At 67.6% G+C, this 22535-nt stretch carries 22 protein-coding genes; 20 read left to right on the top strand and 2 right to left on the bottom strand.

The features are described 5' to 3' along the window. Positions 1-8: 8 nt before the first annotated feature. The 5 genes from ACN0TP_RS03240 to ACN0TP_RS03220 all read left to right on the top strand — a co-directional run bounded on the left by ACN0TP_RS03240 (position 9) and on the right by ACN0TP_RS03220 (position 3530). Entirely contained in the window at positions 9-1172 is a 1164-nt protein-coding gene (locus ACN0TP_RS03240) for an acyl-CoA dehydrogenase family protein (RefSeq protein WP_417216576.1), read from the top strand. A 9-nt stretch (positions 1173-1181) separates the two neighbouring features. Next, positions 1182-1745 (top strand): MaoC family dehydratase, encoded by a 564-nt coding sequence (locus ACN0TP_RS03235; RefSeq protein WP_417216574.1) that lies wholly within the window; start codon positions 1182-1184, stop codon positions 1743-1745. After that, a complete protein-coding gene (locus ACN0TP_RS03230) occupies positions 1742-2566 on the top strand; it encodes an HpcH/HpaI aldolase/citrate lyase family protein (protein ID WP_417216571.1) in 825 nt (274 codons plus the stop codon). The genes ACN0TP_RS03235 and ACN0TP_RS03230 overlap by 4 nt, the downstream gene beginning before the upstream one ends. 79 nt (positions 2567-2645) lie before the next feature. Further along, a complete protein-coding gene (locus tag ACN0TP_RS03225) occupies positions 2646-3077 on the top strand; it encodes a MarR family winged helix-turn-helix transcriptional regulator (RefSeq protein ID WP_417216568.1) in 432 nt (143 codons plus the stop codon). A 30-nt stretch (positions 3078-3107) separates the two neighbouring features. Then, positions 3108-3530: an organic hydroperoxide resistance protein gene (locus ACN0TP_RS03220; RefSeq protein WP_417216566.1), complete on the top strand. Its 423-nt coding sequence runs from the start codon at positions 3108-3110 to the stop codon at positions 3528-3530. On the opposite strand, the gene ACN0TP_RS03215 is transcribed toward ACN0TP_RS03220, so the two are convergent. Further along, positions 3531-4220, bottom strand: a complete 690-nt coding sequence (locus tag ACN0TP_RS03215) for a response regulator (RefSeq protein WP_417216563.1) — start codon at positions 4218-4220, stop codon at positions 3531-3533. Next, on the bottom strand, positions 4217-5839 hold the full coding sequence (locus ACN0TP_RS03210; protein ID WP_417216560.1) for an ATP-binding protein: 1623 nt from the start codon (positions 5837-5839) through the stop codon (positions 4217-4219). The genes ACN0TP_RS03215 and ACN0TP_RS03210 overlap by 4 nt, the downstream gene beginning before the upstream one ends. 206 nt (positions 5840-6045) lie before the next feature. Between ACN0TP_RS03210 and ACN0TP_RS03205 the strand changes: the two genes are divergently transcribed. The 15 genes from ACN0TP_RS03205 to ACN0TP_RS03135 all read left to right on the top strand — a co-directional run. After that, a complete protein-coding gene (locus ACN0TP_RS03205) occupies positions 6046-7050 on the top strand; it encodes a Bug family tripartite tricarboxylate transporter substrate binding protein (RefSeq protein WP_417216558.1) in 1005 nt (334 codons plus the stop codon). Next, positions 7047-7550 carry a tripartite tricarboxylate transporter TctB family protein gene (locus tag ACN0TP_RS03200; RefSeq protein ID WP_417216555.1) on the top strand — a complete coding sequence of 168 codons (504 nt, stop codon included), beginning with the start codon at positions 7047-7049 and terminating at the stop codon, positions 7548-7550. The genes ACN0TP_RS03205 and ACN0TP_RS03200 overlap by 4 nt, the downstream gene beginning before the upstream one ends. Further along, positions 7551-9182: a tripartite tricarboxylate transporter permease gene (locus ACN0TP_RS03195; protein ID WP_417216552.1), complete on the top strand. Its 1632-nt coding sequence runs from the start codon at positions 7551-7553 to the stop codon at positions 9180-9182. Between the two features lie 616 nt (positions 9183-9798). After that, entirely contained in the window at positions 9799-10191 is a 393-nt protein-coding gene (locus tag ACN0TP_RS03190) for a hypothetical protein (RefSeq protein WP_417216550.1), read from the top strand. An 847-nt stretch (positions 10192-11038) separates the two neighbouring features. Further along, positions 11039-11578, top strand: coding sequence for a hypothetical protein (locus tag ACN0TP_RS03185; protein WP_417216547.1), 540 nt, complete (start codon positions 11039-11041; stop codon positions 11576-11578). A gap of 48 nt (positions 11579-11626) precedes the next feature. Next, complete coding sequence (dxr, locus tag ACN0TP_RS03180) at positions 11627-12856, top strand: 1-deoxy-D-xylulose-5-phosphate reductoisomerase (RefSeq protein WP_417216544.1); 1230 nt, start codon at positions 11627-11629, stop codon at positions 12854-12856. After that, a complete protein-coding gene (locus ACN0TP_RS03175) occupies positions 12853-14220 on the top strand; it encodes a M50 family metallopeptidase (RefSeq protein ID WP_417216541.1) in 1368 nt (455 codons plus the stop codon). The genes dxr and ACN0TP_RS03175 overlap by 4 nt, the downstream gene beginning before the upstream one ends. Next, positions 14213-15841, top strand: coding sequence for a hypothetical protein (locus ACN0TP_RS03170; RefSeq protein ID WP_417216538.1), 1629 nt, complete (start codon positions 14213-14215; stop codon positions 15839-15841). Before ACN0TP_RS03175 ends, ACN0TP_RS03170 begins: the two co-directional genes overlap by 8 nt. Positions 15842-15881: 40 nt before the next feature. Then, positions 15882-16172, top strand: a complete 291-nt coding sequence (locus ACN0TP_RS03165; protein WP_417216536.1) for a YciI family protein — start codon at positions 15882-15884, stop codon at positions 16170-16172. A gap of 80 nt (positions 16173-16252) precedes the next feature. Further along, on the top strand, positions 16253-17413 hold the full coding sequence (gene ispG, locus ACN0TP_RS03160; protein WP_417216533.1) for a flavodoxin-dependent (E)-4-hydroxy-3-methylbut-2-enyl-diphosphate synthase: 1161 nt from the start codon (positions 16253-16255) through the stop codon (positions 17411-17413). Positions 17414-17527: 114 nt separating this feature from the next. Further along, positions 17528-18439 carry a GNAT family N-acetyltransferase gene (locus ACN0TP_RS03155; protein ID WP_417216530.1) on the top strand — a complete coding sequence of 304 codons (912 nt, stop codon included), beginning with the start codon at positions 17528-17530 and terminating at the stop codon, positions 18437-18439. A 113-nt stretch (positions 18440-18552) separates the two neighbouring features. Next, positions 18553-19395, top strand: a complete 843-nt coding sequence (locus tag ACN0TP_RS03150) for a hypothetical protein (protein WP_417216527.1) — start codon at positions 18553-18555, stop codon at positions 19393-19395. 110 nt (positions 19396-19505) lie between these two features. After that, entirely contained in the window at positions 19506-21305 is a 1800-nt protein-coding gene (locus ACN0TP_RS03145) for a proline--tRNA ligase (RefSeq protein WP_417216525.1), read from the top strand. Between the two features lie 12 nt (positions 21306-21317). Beyond that, on the top strand, positions 21318-22142 hold the full coding sequence (locus ACN0TP_RS03140) for a sulfite exporter TauE/SafE family protein (RefSeq protein WP_417216522.1): 825 nt from the start codon (positions 21318-21320) through the stop codon (positions 22140-22142). A gap of 90 nt (positions 22143-22232) precedes the next feature. Then, positions 22233-22535, top strand: a 303-nt coding sequence (locus ACN0TP_RS03135) for a hypothetical protein (RefSeq protein ID WP_417216519.1), incomplete at its 3' end; no start/stop codon positions are given.

Here is a 22535-nt window from a genome sequence, read left to right as displayed (position 1 = left end):
GACCCAGCATGCCGAACCTTGAACTTGAAGAGGACTACCAGGACCTCTCCGACACCGTCCGCGACTTTGCCGACACCGTCGTCGCACCGGTCTCCGCGCAGCACGACGAGGAGCACAGCTTCCCCTACGAGGTCGTGTCCCAGATGGGGGAGATGGGCCTGTTCGGCCTGCCCTTCCCCGAGGAGCACGGCGGCATGGGCGGGGACTACTTCGCCCTGGCCCTGGCCCTCGAGCAGCTGGGACGCGTCGACCAGTCCGTCGCGATCACCCTGGAGGCCGGCGTCTCCCTCGGTGCCATGCCCATCCACCGTTTCGGCACCGACGCGCAGAAGGAGCAGTGGCTGCCGATGCTGGCCAGCGGGCAGGCTCTCGCCGGATTCGGCCTGACCGAGCCGGAGGCCGGTTCGGACGCCGGCGGCACCAAGACCACCGCCAAGCTGCAGGACGGGAACTGGGTGGTCAACGGCAACAAGGAGTTCATCACCAACTCCGGCACCGACATCACGCGCCTGGTCACGGTCACCGCGGTCACCGGCAGTTCCGAACGGCCCGACGGATCGGTGAAGAAGGAGATCTCCACCATCCTGGTGCCCACCGATACGGAGGGCTTCACCGCCGAAAAGGCGTACAACAAGGTCGGCTGGAACGCCTCGGACACCCACCCGCTGACGCTCAAGAATGCCACCGTCCCGGAGGCCAACCTGCTGGGCACACGCGGCCGCGGCTACGCGAACTTCCTGTCCATCCTGGACGAGGGCCGCATCGCCATCGCGGCGCTGGCCACCGGTGCCGCCCAGGGCTGCGTGGACGAATCCGTGCGCTACGCGAAGGAGCGCAGCGCGTTCGGGCAGAACATCGGCAAGTACCAGGCGATCCAGTTCAAGATCGCCCGCATGCAGGCCCGCGCCCACACCGCCCGCCTGGCCTACTACGGTGCGGCGTCGAAGATGCTCGCCGGCAAGCCCTTCAAGACCGAGGCCGCGATCGCCAAGATGGTCGCCGGCGAGGCCGCCATGGACAACGCCCGCGACGCCACCCAGGTCTTCGGCGGCTACGGCTTCATGAACGAATTCCGCGTCTCGCGCCACTACCGCGACTCCAAGATCCTCGAGGTCGGCGAGGGCACCACCGAGGTGCAGCTGATGCTCATCGCCCGCGAGCTCGGGCTCTAGGCTGGCATCATGAATGACACGCCCGGCACACCCGGTACCCCCGCAACACCCGGGCACGACGGCGGTGCCCCCTCGGGCGGACGGCGCATCACCCAGCGCGGTCTCTACTTCGATGAACTCGAGCTCGGCACCGTCTACGTGCACAGCCCGGGGCGGACCATGACCGAGACGGACAACGTCCTGTTCACCACCATGACCATGAACACCCAGGCCCTGCACCTCGATGCCGCGTGGAGCGCGCAGCAGCCGTTCGGCCAGCGGCTGGTCAACTCGATGTTCACCCTGGCCACCCTGGTCGGCCAATCCGTCGGACAGCTGACCCAGGGCACGATCATCGGGCAGCTGGGCCTGACGGACGTGAATTTCCCGCACCCGCTCTTCCATGGGGACACGCTCTACACCGAAACCGAGATCACCGGGCTGCGTCCCTCGAAGTCACGGCCCGGCCAGGGGATCGTAGCAATGAAGCACACCGGCCGCAACCAGGACGGGGTGGTCGTGGCGGAGGCCTCGCGCACCGCGCTGATGTGGACCGAGGCGGGACACCGGGTCGCGGGCCAGGAGCAGGCATGAGCACGGGGACCTACCCGGCGTTTTCCATGGGCCCGGCCATCCTGTTCTGCCCGGCCGACCGGCCCGAACGCTACGCCAAGGCGGCGGCCCGCGCCGACGCGGTGATCATCGACCTCGAGGACGCCGTCGCCCCCGCGGACAAGCCCGCGGCCCGGAAGGCCATGGCCGACAGCGCCCTGGACCCGGAACGGACCATCATCCGCCTCAACCCGGTCTCCACCGACGATTTCGCCGCCGACCTGGCAGCCGTGCGGCAGAGCGCCTACACGACAGTCATGTTGGCCAAGACCGAATACGTCGAGCAGTTGCGCGAACTGGAGGGCTACAGCGTGATCGCCCTGTGTGAAACCGCCCTGGGAGTCCTCAATGCCGGTGCCATCGCCGCCGAGGAGAACGTGGTGGCCCTGATGTGGGGGGCCGAGGACCTGGTTGCCTCACTCGGGGGAACCTCCAGCCGGCACGCGGACGGGTCCTACCGCGACGTCGCGGTCCACGCCCGGGCCTCCGTCCTGCTGGCCGCCGGAGCCCATGGCAAGGCGGGCATCGATTCGGTCTACATCGACATCCCCGACACCGAGGGCCTGGCCGCCGAAAGCCGCGATGCGGTCGCCAGCGGGTTCGCCGCCAAGGCCAGCATCCATCCCGCCCAGATGCCGGTCATCCGCGCCGCCTACGCCCCGGATCCGGCTGCCGTGGAACGCGCCCGCGCCATCCTGGAGGCGGCCCGCACCGCCCACGGTGTCTTCTCCTTCGAGGGGCAGATGGTCGACGAGCCGCTGCTGCGCCACGCCCGCCGACTCGTGGCGCGCGCGGGGGAGTAGGCGCCCCGTCGGTGGCCGCCGAGGTAGTGTCATCGACAATTAAGTTGTGCACAACTGAGTTGTGCGTTATCTTTATGGCATGACGACGACGGATCCACTGGCACTCGATGCGCAGGTGTGCTTTTCGCTCTATTCCGGCGAGCGCGCCGTCGGTGCCGCCTACCGTGAACTTCTGGCCCCGCTGGGCCTGACCTACCCCCAGTACCTGGTCATGCTTGCGCTCTGGGAGGACGATGACCAGCCCGTCTCGGCGCTGGGTCGTCGACTGGGTCTGGATAGCGGGACCCTGTCACCCCTGTTGAAGCGGCTGGAGGCCGCCGGCCGGCTCACCCGGAGCCGATCGGACGACGACGAACGCGTCGTCAGGGTCCAGCTCACCGGCTCCGGCGCCGCGTTGCGGGCCGACGCCGTCACCATCCCCACCGAACTGGCTTCCCGCATGCGGCTCACCGCCGCGGAAGCCACCGAATTGCATCGTCTGCTCGGCAAGATCTGCGGCCGAGATGCCTAGGCCACCCACCACCATCCAGGAGAGAACACCATGAAGACCCTGTACACCGCAGAAGCCCTCGCCACCGGAGCCGGCCGTGACGGCCACGTCGCCACCACCGACCGGCGGGTCGACGTCGAGCTCGCAGTACCCGAGGCCATGGGTGGATCGGGCAACGGTGCCAACCCCGAACAGCTCTTCGCCGCCGGGTACGCGGCCTGCTTCCACAGCGCACTCCAGCTCGTCGCCCGCCAGCGCAAGGTCAACATCGAGGGATCCAGCGTGGGCTCCGAAGTGCACCTGGGCGGCATCGACGGCGGAGGATTCGGCCTGGCGGTCACCCTGGAGGTGACGCTGCCCGAGGTGGACGCCGACATCGCCCGCGAACTGGCCGACCGCGCGCACCAGGTCTGCCCCTACTCCAATGCCACGCGCGGGAACATCGAGGTGGACATCCGCGTCTCGGACGACTGATCAGGTGCTCGGGACGGACGGCGGGGCCTGCCGGCGGACATAGCGGCGCTCCGGCCTCCCGGCGCCATAGCGCAACTGGACGTCGACGTTGCCGGTCGCGCTGAGATGTTCCAGGTAGCGGCGGGCGCTGACCCGCGAGATGCCGAGGGCCTCGGCGGCTTCCAATGCCGAGACGTCGCCGGAGGTGGTGTCCAGCAACTCCTCGATCTGGCGCAACGTCTCGGCGCTGAACCCCTTGGGTACGGGGGAACTCCGGGGAGCCGACACCCCGAAGACACGATCGATGTCGGCCTGGCGGGCAGTCCCGGACTCGTCGAGCGAGCGGTAGGTGCTGGCATAGTGCGCCAGCCGGTCGGCCAGGTCCTGCCGGGTGAAGGGTTTCATCAGGTAGTGCACGATCCCGCCGCGCAACGCGCTGCGAACCGTGTCGGCCTCCCGGGCGGCGCTGATGACCAGGACATCCAGCTCCGGGACCACTTCGCGCATCCGCCGCAACAGTTCGAGTCCTCCGATGTCTGGCAGGTGGATGTCCAGCAGCACCAGGTCCGGGACCACCCGGCGGATCTCGGCGAGTGCCTGGGCGCCGTTGTGTGCCACACCGCAGACTTCGAATCCCGGCACCGCCGAGACGAAGCCGGTGTGGATGCGGGCGACCATGAAATCGTCGTCGACGATGAGGACCTTGATCACTGTCCTCCCTCCCGGGGCAGGACGGCGGTGAAGACGGCACCGCCGTCGTGGTCCACCGAGGCCGAGCCGCCGCGCCGTTCGCAGACCAGCCGTGTCAGGGCCAATCCGAAGCCGCGCCCGGCGGAGGACACCGAGGGCTTGGAGCTGTAGCCCTGCTGGAAGATCCTGTCGCGCTCGGAGGCATCGACGCCCGGTCCGGAGTCCCGCACCGTCACGGTCACCGCCCCCTCGCGGTCGGTGATGCCCAGTTCCACGGTGCCCTCCGGCAGGCCGGCCACCGCATCGAGTGCGTTGTCGATCAGATTGCCGACCACCGTGACCAGATCGCGGGAGAGCACTTCGTCGACCTTGTCCAGGGCGCTTCCGGGGGCCAGGTGGATCGAGACCCCGCGTTCCCCCGCCAGGCTGGATTTCGCAATGACCAGCGCCGCGATGGCCGGGTCGGCGATCACCTGGCCGACGTCGTCCACGAGTTGCGTGCGGCTGAAGCTCACTCCATCGACGAACCCCAGGGCCTCGTCGTATTCGCCCAATTGGAGCAGACCGGAGATCGTGTGCAGCTGGTTGGCGAATTCGTGGGTCTGGGCCCGCAGCGTGTCGGTCGTGGTCCGCGTGGCGCCCAATTCGCTCTCGAGCGTGGACAGTTCGGTGCGGTCACGCAGGGTGGTGACCCATCCGACGGCCCGGCCACGGGACTGCATGGGCCGCCGGTTGAGCACCACCAGGCGCTCGCCGACCAGCAGGAGCTGGTCCATCTGCGTCGGCCCGCTGGTCAGGGCCTCGTGCAGGGCCGCGCTGACGCCCACATCCTGGAGCTGCAGCCCCTCGCAATTGGCCGGCCAATCCAGCAATTCGAGCGCCGCGTCGTTGACCAGGGCAATCCGGTCGCGGGGGTCGATGGCGACGACCCCCTCCTTGATGCCGTGGAGGATCGCCTCCCGGTGTTCGACGAGCCCGGCGATCTCGCCCGGTTCCATGCCCAGTGTCTGGTGCTTGACGCGGCGGGAGAGCAAGAGCGAACCCACGGTGCCGACCGCCAGCGAAACACCGAGGTAGATCAGCAGGTTGGGCACCGTGCCACCCAGTCGCTCCCACAGCGAGGGGTACGTGCGGCCGATGACGGCGACGCCGACCAGGTTCCCGCTTTCATCCAGCACGGGGACGTGCGCGACCAGGACGCGCAGCGAATTCGTGGTGATCGACCCGGTCCAGGCGCGCCCGTCCATCACATTGCTGCCTCCGAGTTCCAGGGACTCCCCGAGGTCCCCGGGGTTGGAGGACGCGACGATCGTGCCATCTCGGCGGGCCAGTTGGGCCAGGGACGCCCCGGAGACAGAGCGCACCGACTCGGCCACGGCCGGCAGTGCGGCGCCCAGCCGGGGGGAGGAGTCGGGAAGCAGGGACCTGACGATCGGGGTCGCCGCCAGGGTTTCCGCCGCTGAAAGGGCACGACGGCTCTCCATGCGTTCGAAGGTCCGTTCCGATTGGGCCAGGGAAATGAACAGCACCCCCACGAGCACCGCCAGCACGATCAGCAATTGCAGAGCCAGGAACTGGCCGGAAAGCGTGAGCCGACGGCGGTTCTGCGGTGGTGGGTTGCCGGTTGCTGGTCGGGGCACGGGTGCGGCCTTCCTGCGCGCACGGACGACGCCGGTGCCGCATCATAGGGGCGGGGGAACGCCTGAACTCTACACAGTGTCCTGCCTCGCGGCGACTGTGACGGTTTACACAATGAACACAAGTTCCATTGCGACCACAAGAGTGACCCCGGTCACGGCCGGACCTAGCGTGATTCCATTCGCATCCCCACTGAAAGAGGTACACCATGCGCCGCAGAAGTGCGCTCAAGCTTTCCGCCCTCGCCGCGGGCATCATGCTCGCGGCCTCCGGTTGCGGGGTCACCGGCTCTGCCGACAGTGCCGCAGGCTCCGAGGCATCGGGCCCGGTGACCGGCCTGCGCATCATGGTCCCGAACACCCCCGGCGGCGGCTACGACACCACCGCCCGCGTGGCCGCGCAGGCCATGGAGGAAGCCGACATCACCAGTGGTGCCGAGGTCTTCAACCTGGCCGGCGCCGGCGGAACCGTCGGACTGGCCCGCATGATCAACGAAAAGGGCAATGGGGACCTGGAGATGCTGATGGGGCTCGGCGTCGTGGGCGCCAGCTACACCAACGATTCAAAGGCCAAGCTGACCGAGACCACTCCCATCGCCAAGCTCATTGAGGAGCCCGGCGCGATCATGGTCTCGAAGGACTCCCCGTTCAAGACCATCGACGACCTGGTGAAGGCGTGGAAGGAGAATCCGGGCAAGATCAGTGTCGGCGGTGGCTCCTCGCCGGGCGGTCCGGACCATTTGCTGCCCATGCAGCTGGCCCAGACCATCGGGATCGACCCCAAGGACGTCAACTTCGTCTCCTACGACGGCGGCGGCGACCTGCTCCCGGCCATCCTGGGCAACAAGCTCGACGTTGCCGCCTCCGGTGCCGGCGAATTCCTGAAGCAGATTGAATCCGGAGACATCCGCGTCCTGGCCACCAGCGGCGAAAAGCGGCTGGACGGCGTGGACGCGCCGACCCTGAAGGAATCGGACATCGACCTGGTCTTCAGTAACTGGCGCGGTCTCGTGGCCCCTCCGGGCATCTCCGATGAGGACAAGGCCAAGCTCGTTGACACAGCCACCAAGATGCACGATAGCGATGAATGGAAGGCGGCCCTGAAGAAGAACCGCTGGACGGACGCCTTCCTGACCGGTGACGAGTTCGGGTCCTTCCTCAAGGACCAGGACCAGCGGGTAGCCGACGTCCTGCAGAAGCTGGGGCTGGCGTGAGCGAAGTCGCCACCCGGCGTGCCAACCGCTCCGAGCTGGGCTTTGCGGCCCTGCTCGGGGCGGTCGGCGCCGTCGTCATCATCGACGCTGCCGGCCTGCACGCCCCGTATTCACAGGCCGATCCCGTCGGCCCGCGCGTCGTCCCCTTCATCGTCGGTGGGCTGCTGCTGGTCTGCGCTATCCTCCTGGCCGTCAGGGTCTGGCGCGGCGACAGTGCACCCGCCGAGGAGGGCGAGGACATCGACCCGAGCACACCCATTGGCTGGCGGACCGTGTTGCCGCTCATCGGCTTCTTCATCCTGAACATCGTTCTGATCAATCCCCTGGGATGGGTGATCTCCGGGACCGTGCTGTTCTGGGGAAGCGTCTGGGCGTTGGGCAGCCGCCATTACGTCCGCGACGGCATTATCTCCCTGGTGATGGCGCTGGGGACTTTTTACGGTTTCTACTTGGGCCTCGGCATCCATTTGCCGGCCGGCGTGCTGGAAGGGGTGCTCTAGATGGATACCTTCAACATGCTCATGCAGGGTTTCGCCACCGCCGCTACACCCATGAACTTCATGTATGCGTGCCTCGGAGTGCTGCTGGGTACCGCCGTCGGCGTGTTGCCCGGCATCGGCCCGGCCATGACCATCGCGCTGCTGTTGCCGGTGACCTCGGCTCTCGGGCCGACCAGCGCACTCATCATGTTCGCCGGTGTCTACTACGGCGGCATGTATGGCGGATCGACGACCTCCATCCTGCTTAATACCCCGGGTGAATCCTCGACCGTCATCACGGCGATCGAGGGCCACAAGATGGCCAAGGCGGGACGAGCGGCCCAGGCGCTGGCCACCGCGGCCATCGGTTCCTTCGTCGCCGGAACCATCGGCACCGCGTTGTTGGTCACCCTGGCCCCGATCGTGGTCGAGTTCGCCGTCAGCCTCGGTGCCCCCAGCTACCTGGCCATCATGTTGCTGGCTCTCATCGCGGTGACTGCCGTCCTGGGCGCCTCCAAGCTGCGCGGCTTCGCCTCCCTCGGGCTCGGTCTGGCCATCGGACTCATCGGCATGGATATCGTGACCGGCCAGGGCCGGCTCATCTTCGGACAGCCGCTACTTTCGGACGGCATCGACATCGTCGTCGTGGCCGTGGCGATCTTCGCCCTTGGCGAGGCGCTCTGGGTCGCGGCCCATCTCTCGCACACCAAAACACAGACGATTCCTGTCGGACGGCCCTGGATGGGCAAGAGCGATTGGAAGCGATCGTGGAAGCCGTGGCTCCGAGGCACTGCCTTCGGTTTCCCGTTCGGCGCACTACCTGCCGGGGGCGCCGAGATTCCGACGTTTCTGTCCTATGTCACCGAGAAGAAGCTCTCCAAGCACCCTGAGGAATTCGGACACGGCGCCATCGAGGGCGTGGCCGGACCCGAGGCGGCCAACAACGCCTCCGCCGCTGGAACGTTGACGCCCATGCTGGCGCTGGGTTTGCCCACCAACGCGACCGCAGCTGTCATGCTGGCAGCCCTGATGCAGTTCGGCATCGATCCGGGACCACTGCTCTTCGAAAACGAACCGCAACTGGTCTGGGCGATGATCGCCAGCCTGTTCATCGGCAACACGCTCCTGCTGATCATCAACCTGCCGTTGGCCCCCCTGTGGGCGAAGTTGCTCCAGTTGCCGCGTCCGTACCTTTACGCGGGGATCCTGTTCTTCGCCACCTTGGGTACGTTTGCCGTAAACAGCCAGACGTTCGACCTGATCCTGCTGCTGGTTCTGGGCCTTCTCGGATTCGCCATGCGGCGCTTCGGCATCCCAGTGTTGCCGCTCATTCTCGGCGTCATCCTGGGTCCACGCATCGAAGGAAAGATGCGCCAGGCCTTCCAGCTCAGCTCGGGTGACCCGATCGGACTGGTGAACGAACCTGTCGCCGTGGTCGTGTACGTGATCATTGCGCTGGTTCTGCTGTGGCCGGTCGTCACCGCGATCCTTCGCCGTATCAACCCACGGGTTGCGGCTGCCGTGACGCTGCCCGAGGAAGAACGGGTCACCGTCACGAACGACGACCTGGCCAGCATCGACAGCGTCTCCGCACGATCAGCGCAGGACGTCGCCGGGTCGGATACCGCAAAGGCGCCCCCTCGGAAGCGCTAAGCAGTTGCATCCAGCATCAATGGCCCGCCACCCGAGTCGAAGGATTCGGGGTGGCGGGGCATTGCGCTCTGACGTTGGGCGGGAGCGATGCACAAGGTTGCCTCGTGCCGCCGATGTTCGGTCCCTTGAAACTGGTGCCTGTGCGAACTCACGTCGGTTGCGAAGGTCGAGTCCGGCCACGCAATGGTGGAGTCCCGAGGCCGTTTTTGGTGTGTGGCGTTTGGGCAACCTTCGCCGGGCATTTTTGCGGGCGGGACGTATGGGAATTCGTGGGTGTCAGAAACGTGTCAAACGCGGTTGGGCGTGATTCGCGTCTAGCCTGTCTCCGGGATCAACCGACCTGTGGAACCTATAAGCCACAGGAATCCGGGTCCTCTTTCGGTGGAATAATTGAAGCATGGCTGACGCTCGGGCACGTGAATTCTCATCTATCACCGCTTGTTGGAACGATGGATACGAAGCCGTTGAGCTCGTTGTAGACGGTGCACCTGTTCCGCATCTTGTTCAGCGTCAACGACTGGTTGGCATGTCGCCCTTCGCACGCCGATTGCCCAAGTCCCGCGTCAGGGAGTGGCTGGCCGGCTACTGAGATCCCGGGCTGAGGTCCAACGCAGAATTGTCGAAGGGCGAGCTTGAACTCACAGTCTGTTCGGTCGACGCGGACATTGATTGCGGTTCCTTTGCCGTTTGGCTTGAGCGGGACCACGACCGGGTGATCTGGCGCGGACCGCACTGGGCAGGAGACGATTCTGAAGACCCGCCGTCAGACGATGAGGTCTTGGATCCAGAGATCATCGAGGAAGACCCACTCGTCTACTTTCCCGGAAAACTGGAGTTTCGAAGCGCGGACTACGACGCGGCTATGGATTCCGTCCAGCAATTGATGGATGCCCACCGATGGCCAGTCTTTGCTCCAAATCCGACCGGTCGGTTTAGCCGGTTGATGAATCGAGTCAAGGGCAATAGTGGCGAACAACTACATTCCGACGGCGATCCTGCGGCGTCATAGAGGGTTACTCTCTCGAAATCTATGAATCGAGCATCAGGAAGAATGGGACTTATGTGGCCGTTTACGAAGAAAAATCCCTGGCGTGGAGATTGCCCAATCTGTGGCCACGATTGGCGCGAACATCTGCCCGAGGACGGAAAGCCCTCGGTGTGCAGTGAATGTCGGTATGAAATTGAGCACGGGGACCCGGAGGCGCCTTGCAGAGTGTGCATCGCTGAAGCACCTCCGCAGCAGTCGGGTCAATTGTGATCTAGCGCCATCGCAAAGTGTTGTAAGAGTCTCCCCTTGCGAATGCCAGATGCGACAATTACTGCTGCGGGGTCAACTATTCGGGGGATGCCATGTGCAGCAATTCAGGTCCCGCTCAGCTCTGGGCGTCGCCCCGCCAGGAGGGGTTCCCGCCAGAAACCTCTACACATGTACGTCGAAGAAACTGGAATGTACATTCGGATCATGTTGAACATGAGTGTCGCAGACGCACGAAAGCACTTCTCTGACGTCATCGCCCGTTCCGAGACGGAAGCAGTCTTCATCGAATGACGCGGCCAGAGCGCCGCTGTCGTCATCAGTCCCTCGCAGTACGAGCGAATGCTTGCGGCGTTGGAGGAATCCGAGGATGCCGCCGCTTTTGACGAGGCCATGGCCGAAGACGGCTCCAATATCCCCTGGATGCAGGTAGAGGCCGGCCTGGGCTGGGCATGACTCCAGCACGGCCTCCGGCTGCCAAAGCCCTCCCAGGCCGTCCTGGTCGTCGCGTGGAGGTCGGCAACCACCACATCGTCTACGGTCACTGACTGCGGCGCCGGGCCTGACCTCGGCGAAACGACATTTCTGCCAGACTGGCCCGATGGACGAGGAACTGGACACCACCTACAGCACGCTCGAGGGCGTGCCCTATGTCCGTCTCTTCGCCGACTACGGGGAGAGCCCGGTCTGGACGTGGGAGCCGCTGGACTACGCGGAGATGCAGCTGCCCCCGGACCTGGAAGCGCGGATGCGCGCCTGGGAGGCGGAGTACTACGCGAACGACATCAACGAGGCCTCGAACCACCCGATGGCCCAGCGACACCGCGCGGAGGGAATCCTGATCGCCGGACAGCTCGCCGGGGAACTGGGCTCGCCTCTGGCCGTGCACTACGGGGCTGCCGACCCGGAGAAGCTGTCCCTGGCGGGGGAGGACGGCGTCGAGGGCGGCAGGCTCTCCCTGGCGGATTCGACCATCTTCCACGTCGACACCTTTCCGGTCCGCCCCGCGGTCACCCGCGACATCATCTGGAAGCTCCAGCACCCCTTCGGGGCCCCGGACGACACCGGGGGAGCGGGCGCGCTGGACGCCGACTGGAGCGACCTCGACGACGGCGACGGCCCGCCAGGCGGTATCCACTAGCACCCCCGCAGGTGCGCTACGGGTCCGCCGGTGCGCGATACTGGATCCATGGAGTTCCGCGAGCCGCAGCACAGCACACTTCCCCTGCACGATCCCCGGCGCATCGCCCTGCTCGGATCGACAGGCTCCATCGGCACACAGGCCATCGAGGTCGCCGACGCCGCCCCCGAACGCTTCAGCATCGTCGCGCTCGCCGGCGGCTCCAACCTCGAACTGCTCGCCCGCCAGGCGGTCCACACCCGCGCCGAGGTCGTCGCGCTCGCCGACGGGGACGTGGACGAACTGCGCCGGCGCATCCACGACCACGCCGAGCTGGCAGGACACAGCGGCTACCGCCCCGAGCTGCTCACCGGCCCCACGGCGGCAGCCCGCGTTGCCGCCTACCCGGGTGCCGACGTCGTGCTCAATGGCATCACCGGGTCCATCGGCCTGGCGCCGACCCTCGCGGCGCTGAAGGCCGGACACCTGCTGGCGCTGGCGAACAAGGAATCGCTCATCGTCGGTGGGGCCCTGGTCAAGGAGGCAGCGGCCCCCGGACAACTGGTGCCGGTGGACTCCGAGCATTCGGCGATCGCCCAGGCCCTGCGCGCCGGAACCCCGGAGGAGGTCGCCCGGCTCATCGTCACCGCCTCCGGCGGCCCGTTCCGCGGCATGACCCGCGCGCAGCTGGCGGACGTCACCCCCGCCCAGGCGCTGGCCCACCCCACCTGGGACATGGGGAAGGTCGTCACCACCAACTCTGCGACCATGGTCAACAAGGCGCTGGAGGTCATCGAGGCCCACCTGCTCTTCGATGTGCCGTTGGATCGGGTCGAGGCCGTGGTGCACCCGCAGTCGATGGTGCATTCCATGGTCGAGTTCATCGACGGGTCCACCATCGCCCAGGCCTCCCCGCCGGACATGCGCCTGCCGATCGCCCTGGGCCTGGGCTGGCCCGCCCGGGTGCCCGGTGCAGCGGCCGGCTGCGACTTCGCCCGCGCCTCCGAGTGGACGTTCGAGCCGCTGGACGAGGACGCCTTCCCGGCGATCCGCCTGGCCAAGGCGGCGGCCCGCGCCTCCTCCACCCACATGGCCGTCTACAACGCGGCCAACGAGGAGGCAGTGCACGCCTTCCACGCCGGAGCGATCCGCTTCCCCGACATCGTCGACACCGTCGAGGCGGTGGTGGACGCGTACGACGCCGGTGCCACCACCGGGGGCGGGCTCACCGTGGACGCCGTGTTGGCAGCAGAAACGTGGGCACGAAAAACGGCCCAGGATCGTTGGGGTCAGTTGTGAGCGTTCTCCTCTTCATCGCCGGCGTGCTGATCCTCGCGATCGGCGTCGCCGTGTCCATTGCCCTGCACGAGGTCGGACACCTGGTCCCGGCCAAGGCGTTCGGCGTGCGCGTGCCGCAGTACATGATCGGCTTCGGCAAGACCCTGTTCTCGCGCCGCCGCGGCGAAACCGAATACGGTTTCAAGGCCATCCCGCTCGGTGGCTACATCTCGATGATCGGGATGTACCCGCCCTCCGCAGCGACCGACGTGGACGGCAAGGTCAAGGCCTCCAGCACCGGCATGTTCACCCAGATGGCCGACGAGGCCCGCAAGGCAGCCGCCGAACAGCTCCAACCCGGCGACGAAAACCGCATGTTCTACAAGCTGCCCGTGTACAAACGCGTCATCATCATGCTGGGCGGGCCCTTCATGAACCTGGTCATCGCGTTCGTGCTCTTCGCCGTGCTGCTCTCCGGGTTCGGGACCGTCCAATCCACCACCAACGTCACCGAGGTGTACCAGTGCGTGGTCAGCCAGGCGGACCAGAAGGCCCGCGGCGGCGACGACGCGGCCACCAACTGCCAGCCCGGTGACCCGAAGGCCCCGGCCTACGCCGCCGGTCTGCGCCCAGGGGACCGGATCACCTCCTTCAACGGCCACGACGTGCGCGAATACCAGTGGGACGAACTGACCACGCTGATCCGCGCCTCCGCCGGGACGTCCTCGACGATGACCTACCTGCGCGACGGCGCCGAACACACCACCACCATCACCCCGATGCTGACCCAGCGCCCGGCACTGGACATCAACGGCCGCGCCAAGACCGACGCGGACGGCAACACCGAACTGGTCAACGTCGGCTTCGTCGGCATGGGGTCCCAGGCCAAGCAGATGACCGTCCCGCTGACCGAGGTCCCCGGCGCCGTCGGCGAAAACGTGCGGGCCGTCGCAGGCATCGTCATCGACCTGCCCGCCCGCCTGGTCGCCGTCGGCAAGGCGGCGTTCTCCAGCGCACCGCGCGACCCCAACGGGCCCATGTCGGTGGTCGGCGTCGGCCGCATCGCCGGCGAGGTCAGCGCCATGGACCAGATCCCGGTCAAGGACAAGGTCGCCACCCTGATCGGCCTGGTCGGCAGCCTGAACATCGCCCTGTTCGTCTTCAACCTCATCCCGCTGCTGCCGCTCGACGGCGGACACGTCATCGGCGCGCTGTGGGAAGGACTGCGGCGCACCGTCGCCAAGATCTTCAAACGGCGCGATCCGGGCCCCGTGGACATCGCCAAGCTCATGCCGCTGACCTACGTGGTGGCGGTGCTGATGCTGGGCATGGGCGCCCTGCTGATCTACGCCGACATCGTCAAACCGGTGAACATCTTTGGTTGACGCCCCCGCCCCACGCCGGGTGGCCGCGACCGCAGCGGCCGGCCTCGCGATCGCCCTGGTCCTGTCCGGCTGCACCGCATCCGGACCGGCCGACCCGTCGGCCCCGGGCACGACGGCGGCCCCGGCCTCCTCCGCCGATCCCGCGCAGGTGCGGCTGACCGCGGCCACCACCGGCATCCACCCCATCACCGGCACCGGCCCGGACCTCGCCCTCGCCACCAGCCGTGCCCTGTTCGCCCACGCTCCCGCCGTCGTCGTCCTCGATGACGCAGAGGGTGGCGCAGACAGTGGCGCCGCGCACGCAGCGGCCGAACGGGCCCAACAACTCGGCGTCCCGCTGCTGCTGGCACCCGGATCAGAAAAACAGGCCCGGGCCCTCGACGCGGAACTCACCCGGCTCGGCGCCACCACCGTCATCCGCTACGGTGCCGCCACGGATTCTGACCACACAGATGCTGCCCCCACGGATTCTGCGGCCTCCGCCGCCGCGTCGGACCAGGCCGCCGGGCCATCGTTCGGCGCCGGCGTGAAGGTCATCGACGGCGCCGATCCGCAGGCCGCGATCCCCGACGTGCAAGCCGCAGCCCCGGGCACTGCGCGTGCCGCGGTCACCGTGAAGGGCAGCGCCGACGCCGGAACCCGTGCGGGCCTGGCCACCGCCCGGGCCGCCGGGGCCGCCACCCACACGATGGCCTCCGCCGATCCCCGCACGGACGCCAACCGCGGCTTCTTCCGCAAACACGCCGACGCGGCGCTCTATCCCATCGGCCAGGGGTTCGGGCCCGCCCGCGAGTTCGCCGCCCTGGCCGCCACCGCCGCGACCGGCCCGGAACTGCCCGGCGGCGGGCAGATCGTCTTCCCCGACCGGCGCATGGTCGCGTTGTACGGGACACCGGGAACCGCATCGCTGGGCCTGCTGGGGGAGCAGGGGGTCGACGCGGCCATCCGGCGGGCCAGGAAACAGGCGGCCGCCTATCAGCCCTACAGCAAGGAAAAGGTCCAGCCGGCCTTCGAGATCATCGCCACCGTCGCATCGGCCTCCGCCGGCCAGGACGGCACCTACTCGACCTACGTTCCGGTGAAGAAGATCGAGACGTGGGTGAAGGCGGCCCGGAAGGCAGGCGTCTACGTGGTGCTGGACCTGCAACCGGGACGCAACGACTTCCTGACCCAGGCCAGGCACTATCGGCAACTGCTCGAGTACCCGAATGTCGGCCTCGCCTTCGACCCGGAATGGCGCCTCAAACCGGGCCAGAAGCACATGGCACAGATCGGCTCGGTCGACGCCTCCGAGATCAACAGGACCAACGACTGGCTGGCGGAGCTGACCCGGAAGAACCGTCTGCCGCAGAAGGTGGTCATCCTGCACCAGTTCCAACGCCGGATGATCAGCCACCGGGAGGACCTGGACACCTCGCATCCGGAACTCGCCCTGGTCCTGCACGCCGACGGCAACGGGACCCCGGGCCAGAAGCTCGCCACCTGGAACAACCTGCGCCGGGACCTGCCGAAAGGCATCCGCATGGCGTGGAAGAACTTCATCGACGAGGATTCACCGACCTTCACCCCGCAGCAGACCTACGCCCTGGACCCGAAACCCTGGTTCGTCTCCTACCAGTAGCCCGTCCCGGGAACGCCGTGGCGGAACGTACACTGGGGCCATGACGATCATTGCCGTGGAATACGTATACGCCGCCGATTCGGAATCAGCCCGCGACGAGCACCGCCCCGGCCACCGCGCCTTTTTGGGCGGCCTGTCCGGCGACTACTCCCTGGTCGCCTCGGGCCCCTACGTCGACGGCTCCGGGGCACTGCTGCTCATCAAGGCGGTCTCCGAACAGGCACTGGCGGAGAAGCTCGCCGAGGACCCGTTCAACGCCAACGGACTGGTTTCGGCGGTCCGCCTGACCGCGTGGAGCCCTGTCACCGGTGAGCTCTCTCACCACGCCTGAACCCGATCGGGCCCCCGCAAACCCCGTATCGGGGGGATAATGGGGTCTGAAGAACCACCCCTGAATCCCCGGAGGATAATTTGACCTCGGTCAGCCTTGGAATGCCAGCCGCCCCGCCACCGGTGTTGGCCCCGCGGCGGAAAACCCGCCAAATCAAGGTCGGTTCGGTGGGCGTCGGCTCCGAATCCCCGATCAGCGTGCAGTCGATGACCACCACGCCGACCACCGACATCAACGCCACCTTGCAGCAGATCGCCGAGCTCACCGCCTCCGGCTGCGACATCGTGCGCGTGGCCTGCCCATCGGCCGACGACGCCGAGGCGCTGCCGATCATCGCGAAGAAGTCGCAGATCCCCGTCATCGCCGACATCCACTTCCAGCCGAAGTACGTCTTCGCCGCCATCGAGGCAGGATGCGCAGCGGTCCGCGTGAACCCCGGGAACATCCGCAAGTTCGATGACCAGGTCAAGGAGATCGCCCAGGCGGCGAAGGACCACGGCACGTCACTGCGCATCGGCGTCAATGCCGGCTCGCTGCACCCGGACCTGATGAAGAAGTACGGCAAGGCCACCCCCGAGGCCCTCGTCGAATCAGCGGTCTGGGAGGCCTCCCTGTTCGAGGAGCACGACTTCCACGACTTCAAGATCTCCGTCAAGCACAACGACCCGGTGGTCATGGTCGCCGCCTACCAGCTGCTCGCCGAACGCGGCGACTGGCCGCTGCACCTGGGCGTCACCGAGGCCGGACCCGCCTTCCAGGGCACCATCAAGTCGGCCACCGCCTTCGGCGCGCTGCTCTCCCAGGGCATCGGCGACACCATCCGCGTCTCCCTCTCCGCCCCGCCGGTCGAGGAGATCAAGGTCGGCAACCAGATCCTGCAGTCGCTGAACCTGCGCCCGCGCAAGCTGGAGATCGTCTCCTGCCCGTCTTGTGGCCGCGCCCAGGTCGACGTGTACACGCTGGCCGACCAGGTCACCGCAGGGCTGGAGGGCCTGGAGGTCCCGCTGCGCGTTGCAGTCATGGGCTGCGTCGTCAACGGTCCCGGCGAGGCCCGCGAGGCCGACCTCGGCGTCGCCTCCGGCAACGGCAAGGGCCAGATCTTCGTCAAGGGCGAGGTCATCAAGACGGTGCCCGAGGACCAGATCGTCGAGACGCTCATCGAGGAGGCCATGCGCATCGCCGAATCCATGGAGGCCCCCGAGGACGGCACCGCGGCAGCCCCCACCGTTTCGGTGTCCTGACCCGTCCGCCCACCCGCGTCCACCGGGTGGGCGTCATGCGGTTTCGCACCGCCACGGATTCTGCGAGACTTGGCCCCAGGACGCCACCGTGGCGCGCCGGGAAAGGGGAAGGCGATGTCCAGGATCCTCTCCCGCGCCGTCCCCTGGTTCCCGGCCCCCAAGGCCCGGTACACCGGTGGCGAGCAACTCGGTGACACCATCCGGGTCCTGGCAGCGGAGGACACCCCCGCCCTGCGCGGGCTCATCGCCCGCGACCCGGTGGCCAACATCTTCATGGACGCCCAACTCGCGGCCACCGGCACCGCGGCCCCCACCGCCGGTGGATCGCTGGTGCTGGGACGGTTCGACGCCGGGGAGCTGGCCAGCGCGCTCTGGGTCGGCGCCAACCTGGTCCCGGTGCAGGCCGGCCCCGCGGACGCAGTGCCCTACGCCACCGCCGTCCTGGCGCTGCACCGCAACTTCTCCTCCCTGTTCGGCCCCTCCCGCGCAGTGCTGCCCCTGTGGGACTCGTTGCGCCCCGAAAGCCGGCAGCACGCGTTCGACGTCCGGGCCCGGCAACCGCTGATGGTCCTGGACCAGCAGCCGGCCATCCTGCCCTCCACCCGGGTCAGGCGATCCACCTCCCGGGATTACGACGCCGTCCTGCCGGCCTGCGCCGCCATGTTCCAGGAGGAGCTGGGCTACTCCCCGCTCGATGCCGGCGGGTCCTTCTACCGTTCGCGGGTGCGGACCCTGATCCACCAGGGGCACTCCTTCGTGGACACCGCGGCAGATGGCTCCATCCGCTTCAAGGCGGAGCTGGGGACCGTTTCGCGCCACGCCACCCAGATCCAAGGCGTGTGGGTGGCCCCCGCACATCGCGGGGAAGGCCTCGCGGCACCGGCCATGGCCGCCGTCGCCGGATCCGCCCTGGCGTTGGCACCGGTGACGAGCCTGTACGTCAACGACTACAACGCCGCCGCGCTGGCCACCTACCGCCGCGTCGGGTTCGAACAGGTCGGCGAATTCGCCACCGTCCTGTTCTGATCTCCGAAACCCCCGCTGCGGGATCCACACGCCGCCGGGAGGGATTCGCTACGCTGGAGGAAGAACACACCGGTGCCGACGGCACCGGAACCGACCGGCACGACGGGGGAACCATGGGCAGCCCAAGGGCGCACCGCCACCCCACACGGCATTCCACGCTGCGTCGCACCCGACGTGCCACCCGCGCCCTCGCCCTGCTGGTGGTCCCGCTGGCCCTGGCCGCCTGCACCGGTACCCAGGGCCCCGGCCCCAGCCAGCCCGGCAGCAGCACACCGTCCGCGAGCACCGGGGCACCGGCGTCGTCCACTGGTGGTGGCCCCGCCGCGTCGACCAGCGCGTCGGCACCGCCCCTGACCGGTCCGCTTCCCACCTTCACTGCCGAAGAACTCACCGCCGCGGCGCAGGAAATCGCCGATGGGCACCCGGGATCGCGGGTGCGCGGCGACGAGGAGATCCAGGGACTGGCCGCCTCGGGCCAGCAGCTGCTCGACGGCATGGACATCACCCCGGCGAAGTGCGCACCCTTCATGGACGACCAGAACGCCACGGTGCCCACCGGCGCCACCATCGCCTCGGTGACGATCCCCGGCGGCTCGGTGGAGAACGAAACCTACATCAGCCTGGCGTCCTATCCGGGGCCCCGTGACGCGGCGGACGCCGTCTCCCGGACCACCGCCCTGTTGCGCAGCTGCGGGACCTTCACCCTCCAGCTCGGCGGCACCGAGGGGACGGCGACGCTGAAGTCACGGCACGCCGCCAGTGACGCCGAGAGCACCGCCGGCTACTGGATGCAGGTGCAGGCCGGAGGGCAGAACGTGGCCAGCTACACGATGTCCGGCAACGACGGGGCCGTCGTCGTCTCGGTCACGACCCGCGACGACACGGAGGCGGAGATCATGCCCGACGACGTCCGGGCCACCCTGGACGAGGCGCTCACCGCCCTGCGCAGCCGCTGACGACGCCGCCGGGTTCTCCGCAACGCCGGGCAACGGGTAAATTGGAACCGTCCCGTCACGGACATCATCCCCACGACCAGCGGCGAAGCCCGCGGAAACGGACAGCAAGCGTGGTCCTGCGACTTTCCACCATGTTCCTGCGCACCCTGCGCGAAGACCCGGTTGACGCCGAGGTCGCCAGCCACAAGCTGCTGGTGCGGGCCGGCTACATCCGCCGTGCCGCCCCGGGCATCTACACCTGGCTGCCGCTGGGCCTGCGCGTCCTGGCCAAGGTCGAGGCAATCGTCCGCGAGGAGATGAACGCCATCGGCGGCCAGGAAGTGCACTTCCCGGCACTGCTGCCGCGCGAACCCTACGAGACCACCGGCCGGTGGACCGAATACGGCGAGGGCCTGTTCCGCCTCAAGGACCGCAAGGACGCCGACTACCTGCTGGCGCCGACCCACGAGGAGATGTTCACCCTCCTGGTGAAGGACCTATACAACTCGTACAAGGACCTGCCGGCGTACCTCTACCAGATCCAGAACAAGTACCGCGACGAGGCACGCCCCCGCGCCGGCCTGCTGCGCGGACGCGAATTCATCATGAAGGACTCCTACTCCTTCGACATCGACGACGCCGGCCTGGACACCGCCTACGCCAAGCACCGCGAGGCCTACCTGAAGATCTTCGCCCGGCTGGGCCTGGAGATCCTGCCCGTGAAGGCCACTGCAGGGGCCATGGGCGGTTCCAAGTCCGAGGAGTTCCTGCACCCGACGGCCGTCGGCGAGGACACGTTCGTGCGCTCGGCCGGCGGGTATGCCGCCAACGTCGAGGCCGTCACGACGGTCGTCCCCGCGGACATCGACTACTCGGCGCTGCCCGCCTTGGAGGTCAAGGACACCCCCGACACCCCCACCATCGACTCCCTCGTCGAGGTGGCCAACCGCGTCGCCCCGAAGGCCGACGGTGCCTGGACCGCGCTCGATACGCTGAAGAACGTGGTGCTGGCGGCCAAGCTGCCCACCGGCGAACGCCGCGTGGTGGTCATCGGCCTGCCCGGTGACCGTGCAGTGGACCTCAAGCGCGTCGAGGCCAACATCGCCGGACACCTCGAGACCGGCGGCGAAGTGGAAATCGAAGCAGCCACCGCGGAGGACATTGCCAAGCACCCGGGACTCGTCAAGGGCTACATCGGCCCGGGCAACGGCCTGGAGAACGCGGTCCTCGGCACCGAGGGCTCCACCGGCCTCCTGTACCTGGTGGACCCGCGTGTGGTCACCGGCACGTCCTGGATCACCGGGGCCAACGAGGCAGGGCGGCACGTCTTCGGACTGGTCGCCGGACGCGACTTCACCTGGGACGGCACCATCGAATGCGTGGAGGTCCGCGAAGGCGATCCCGCACCCGATGGATCCGGTCCGTTGGAGACGGCACGAGGCATCGAGATGGGCCACATCTTCCAACTGGGCCGCAAGTACGCCGAGGCCCTGGAACTGAAGGTCCTGGACCAGAACGGCAAGCTCGTCACGGTGACCATGGGTTCCTACGGCATCGGGGTCACCCGCGCTGTCGCCGCCCTGGCCGAGTCCAACCACGATGACCGTGGCCTGATGTGGCCGCGGAACGTCGCGCCGGCCGACGTGCACCTGATGGTGACCGGCAAGGGAGCCGAGCTCTTCGAGGAGGCGGAGCGGATTGCCGCCGCCTTGGATGCCGAGGGCATCGAGGTCATCTTCGACGACCGGCCGAAGGTCTCCGCTGGCGTGAAGTTCGGCGACGCCGAACTGGTGGGCGTTCCCACCATCGCCGTCGTCGGTCGCGGGCTGGCCGAGGGCCTGATCGAGGTCAAGGACCGCGCCAGCGGCGCCGCCGAGAACGTTCCGGTGGCCAACGTGGTCGACTACCTCATCCGCGCAGTGCGCGGCTAGCACCGGCACCTGATGGACTGGGCTTCACTGTTGCACGGTTCCGGACTGGAGGACATCCAGGCCGGAACCGTGCTGTTGGTGATCGTTGCCGGTCTGGCTGCCGGCTGGATTGACGCAGTCGTCGGCGGGGGAGGGCTGCTGCAGTTGCCGGCGCTGCTGCTGGTTCCCGGGATCACGCCCGTCCAGGCACTGGCCACCAACAAACTCGGCTCCATCTTCGGGACGACGACGAGTGCCGTCACCTATTACCGCAGGGCCCATCCCGACCTGAAGACTGCCCTGCCCATGGCCGGCATCGCGCTGATCGGCAGTTTCGGCGGGGCCATCGTCGCGACACTGCTGCCCTCATCGGTCTTCAAACCCATCATCGTCGCGGCCCTGGTGGCCGTTGCCCTCTTCACCGCGGTGAAACCGACAGTGGGCGAATTGACCGCCCTGCGGCACTCCGGTCGACGACACTACGCCGTGGCCGCCGTGATCGGCCTGGTGATCGGGTTCTACGACGGCCTGATCGGTCCGGGGACCGGATCGTTTCTGATCATCGCCATGGTCATCTTCCTCGGCTACAACTTCCTGGCCTCCAGCGCCAAGGCCAAGATCGTGAACATGGCCACCAACCTCGGAGCGCTGGCCTTCTTCCTGCCCACGGGCCACCTCCTGTGGGGACTGGGGTTGCTGCTGGGACTTGCCAACATGATTGGCGGCTACCTGGGGGCGAGGATGGCCGTCAGCAAGGGCAGCAAGTTCATCCGTGTCGTTTTCCTCGTCGTGGTCGGGGTGCTCATCATCCGGCTGGGTTACGACGTCCTGCAGGAGAACATCCTGCACCGTACGTAGTTTCCGGGCCTCGATTCCGAGAGGGCACGGGCCCCTCACAGGGTGGTTTTTCGGGGATGTGAGCGAGGTCGGCCCGGTAGAATCGAATACATGTTCGAGTCTTCTGTGGTTCAGGATCCGGCCCCCATGGAGCCGGTGTCCGTTCCTGCCGCGGAGCCTGACGGGACGGGTGCCGGGGCGGGTGCACTGGATGTGGACGGCCTCGATGTCCAGGGGCTGTTGGACACGGTCCTGTCCGTGTTGCCGGTGCTGGACGTCAGGGGCCTGGGGGAGCCGGCGCTGGTTGATGTCATCGCCGGTGCCGAATCAGTGAAGAACGCGTTGGCGGGCCTGCAGGCCCGTGCCGAGGTCGTACTGGACCAAAGGGTCCGTGCCCGGCAGGAAGCCGCTGGA

Origin of the sequence: Arthrobacter sp., assembly GCF_048266065.1 — a bacterium.
Lineage (GTDB): Bacteria > Actinomycetota > Actinomycetes > Actinomycetales > Micrococcaceae > Arthrobacter_H.
This window is presented reverse-complemented; position numbering and strand designations above follow the sequence as displayed.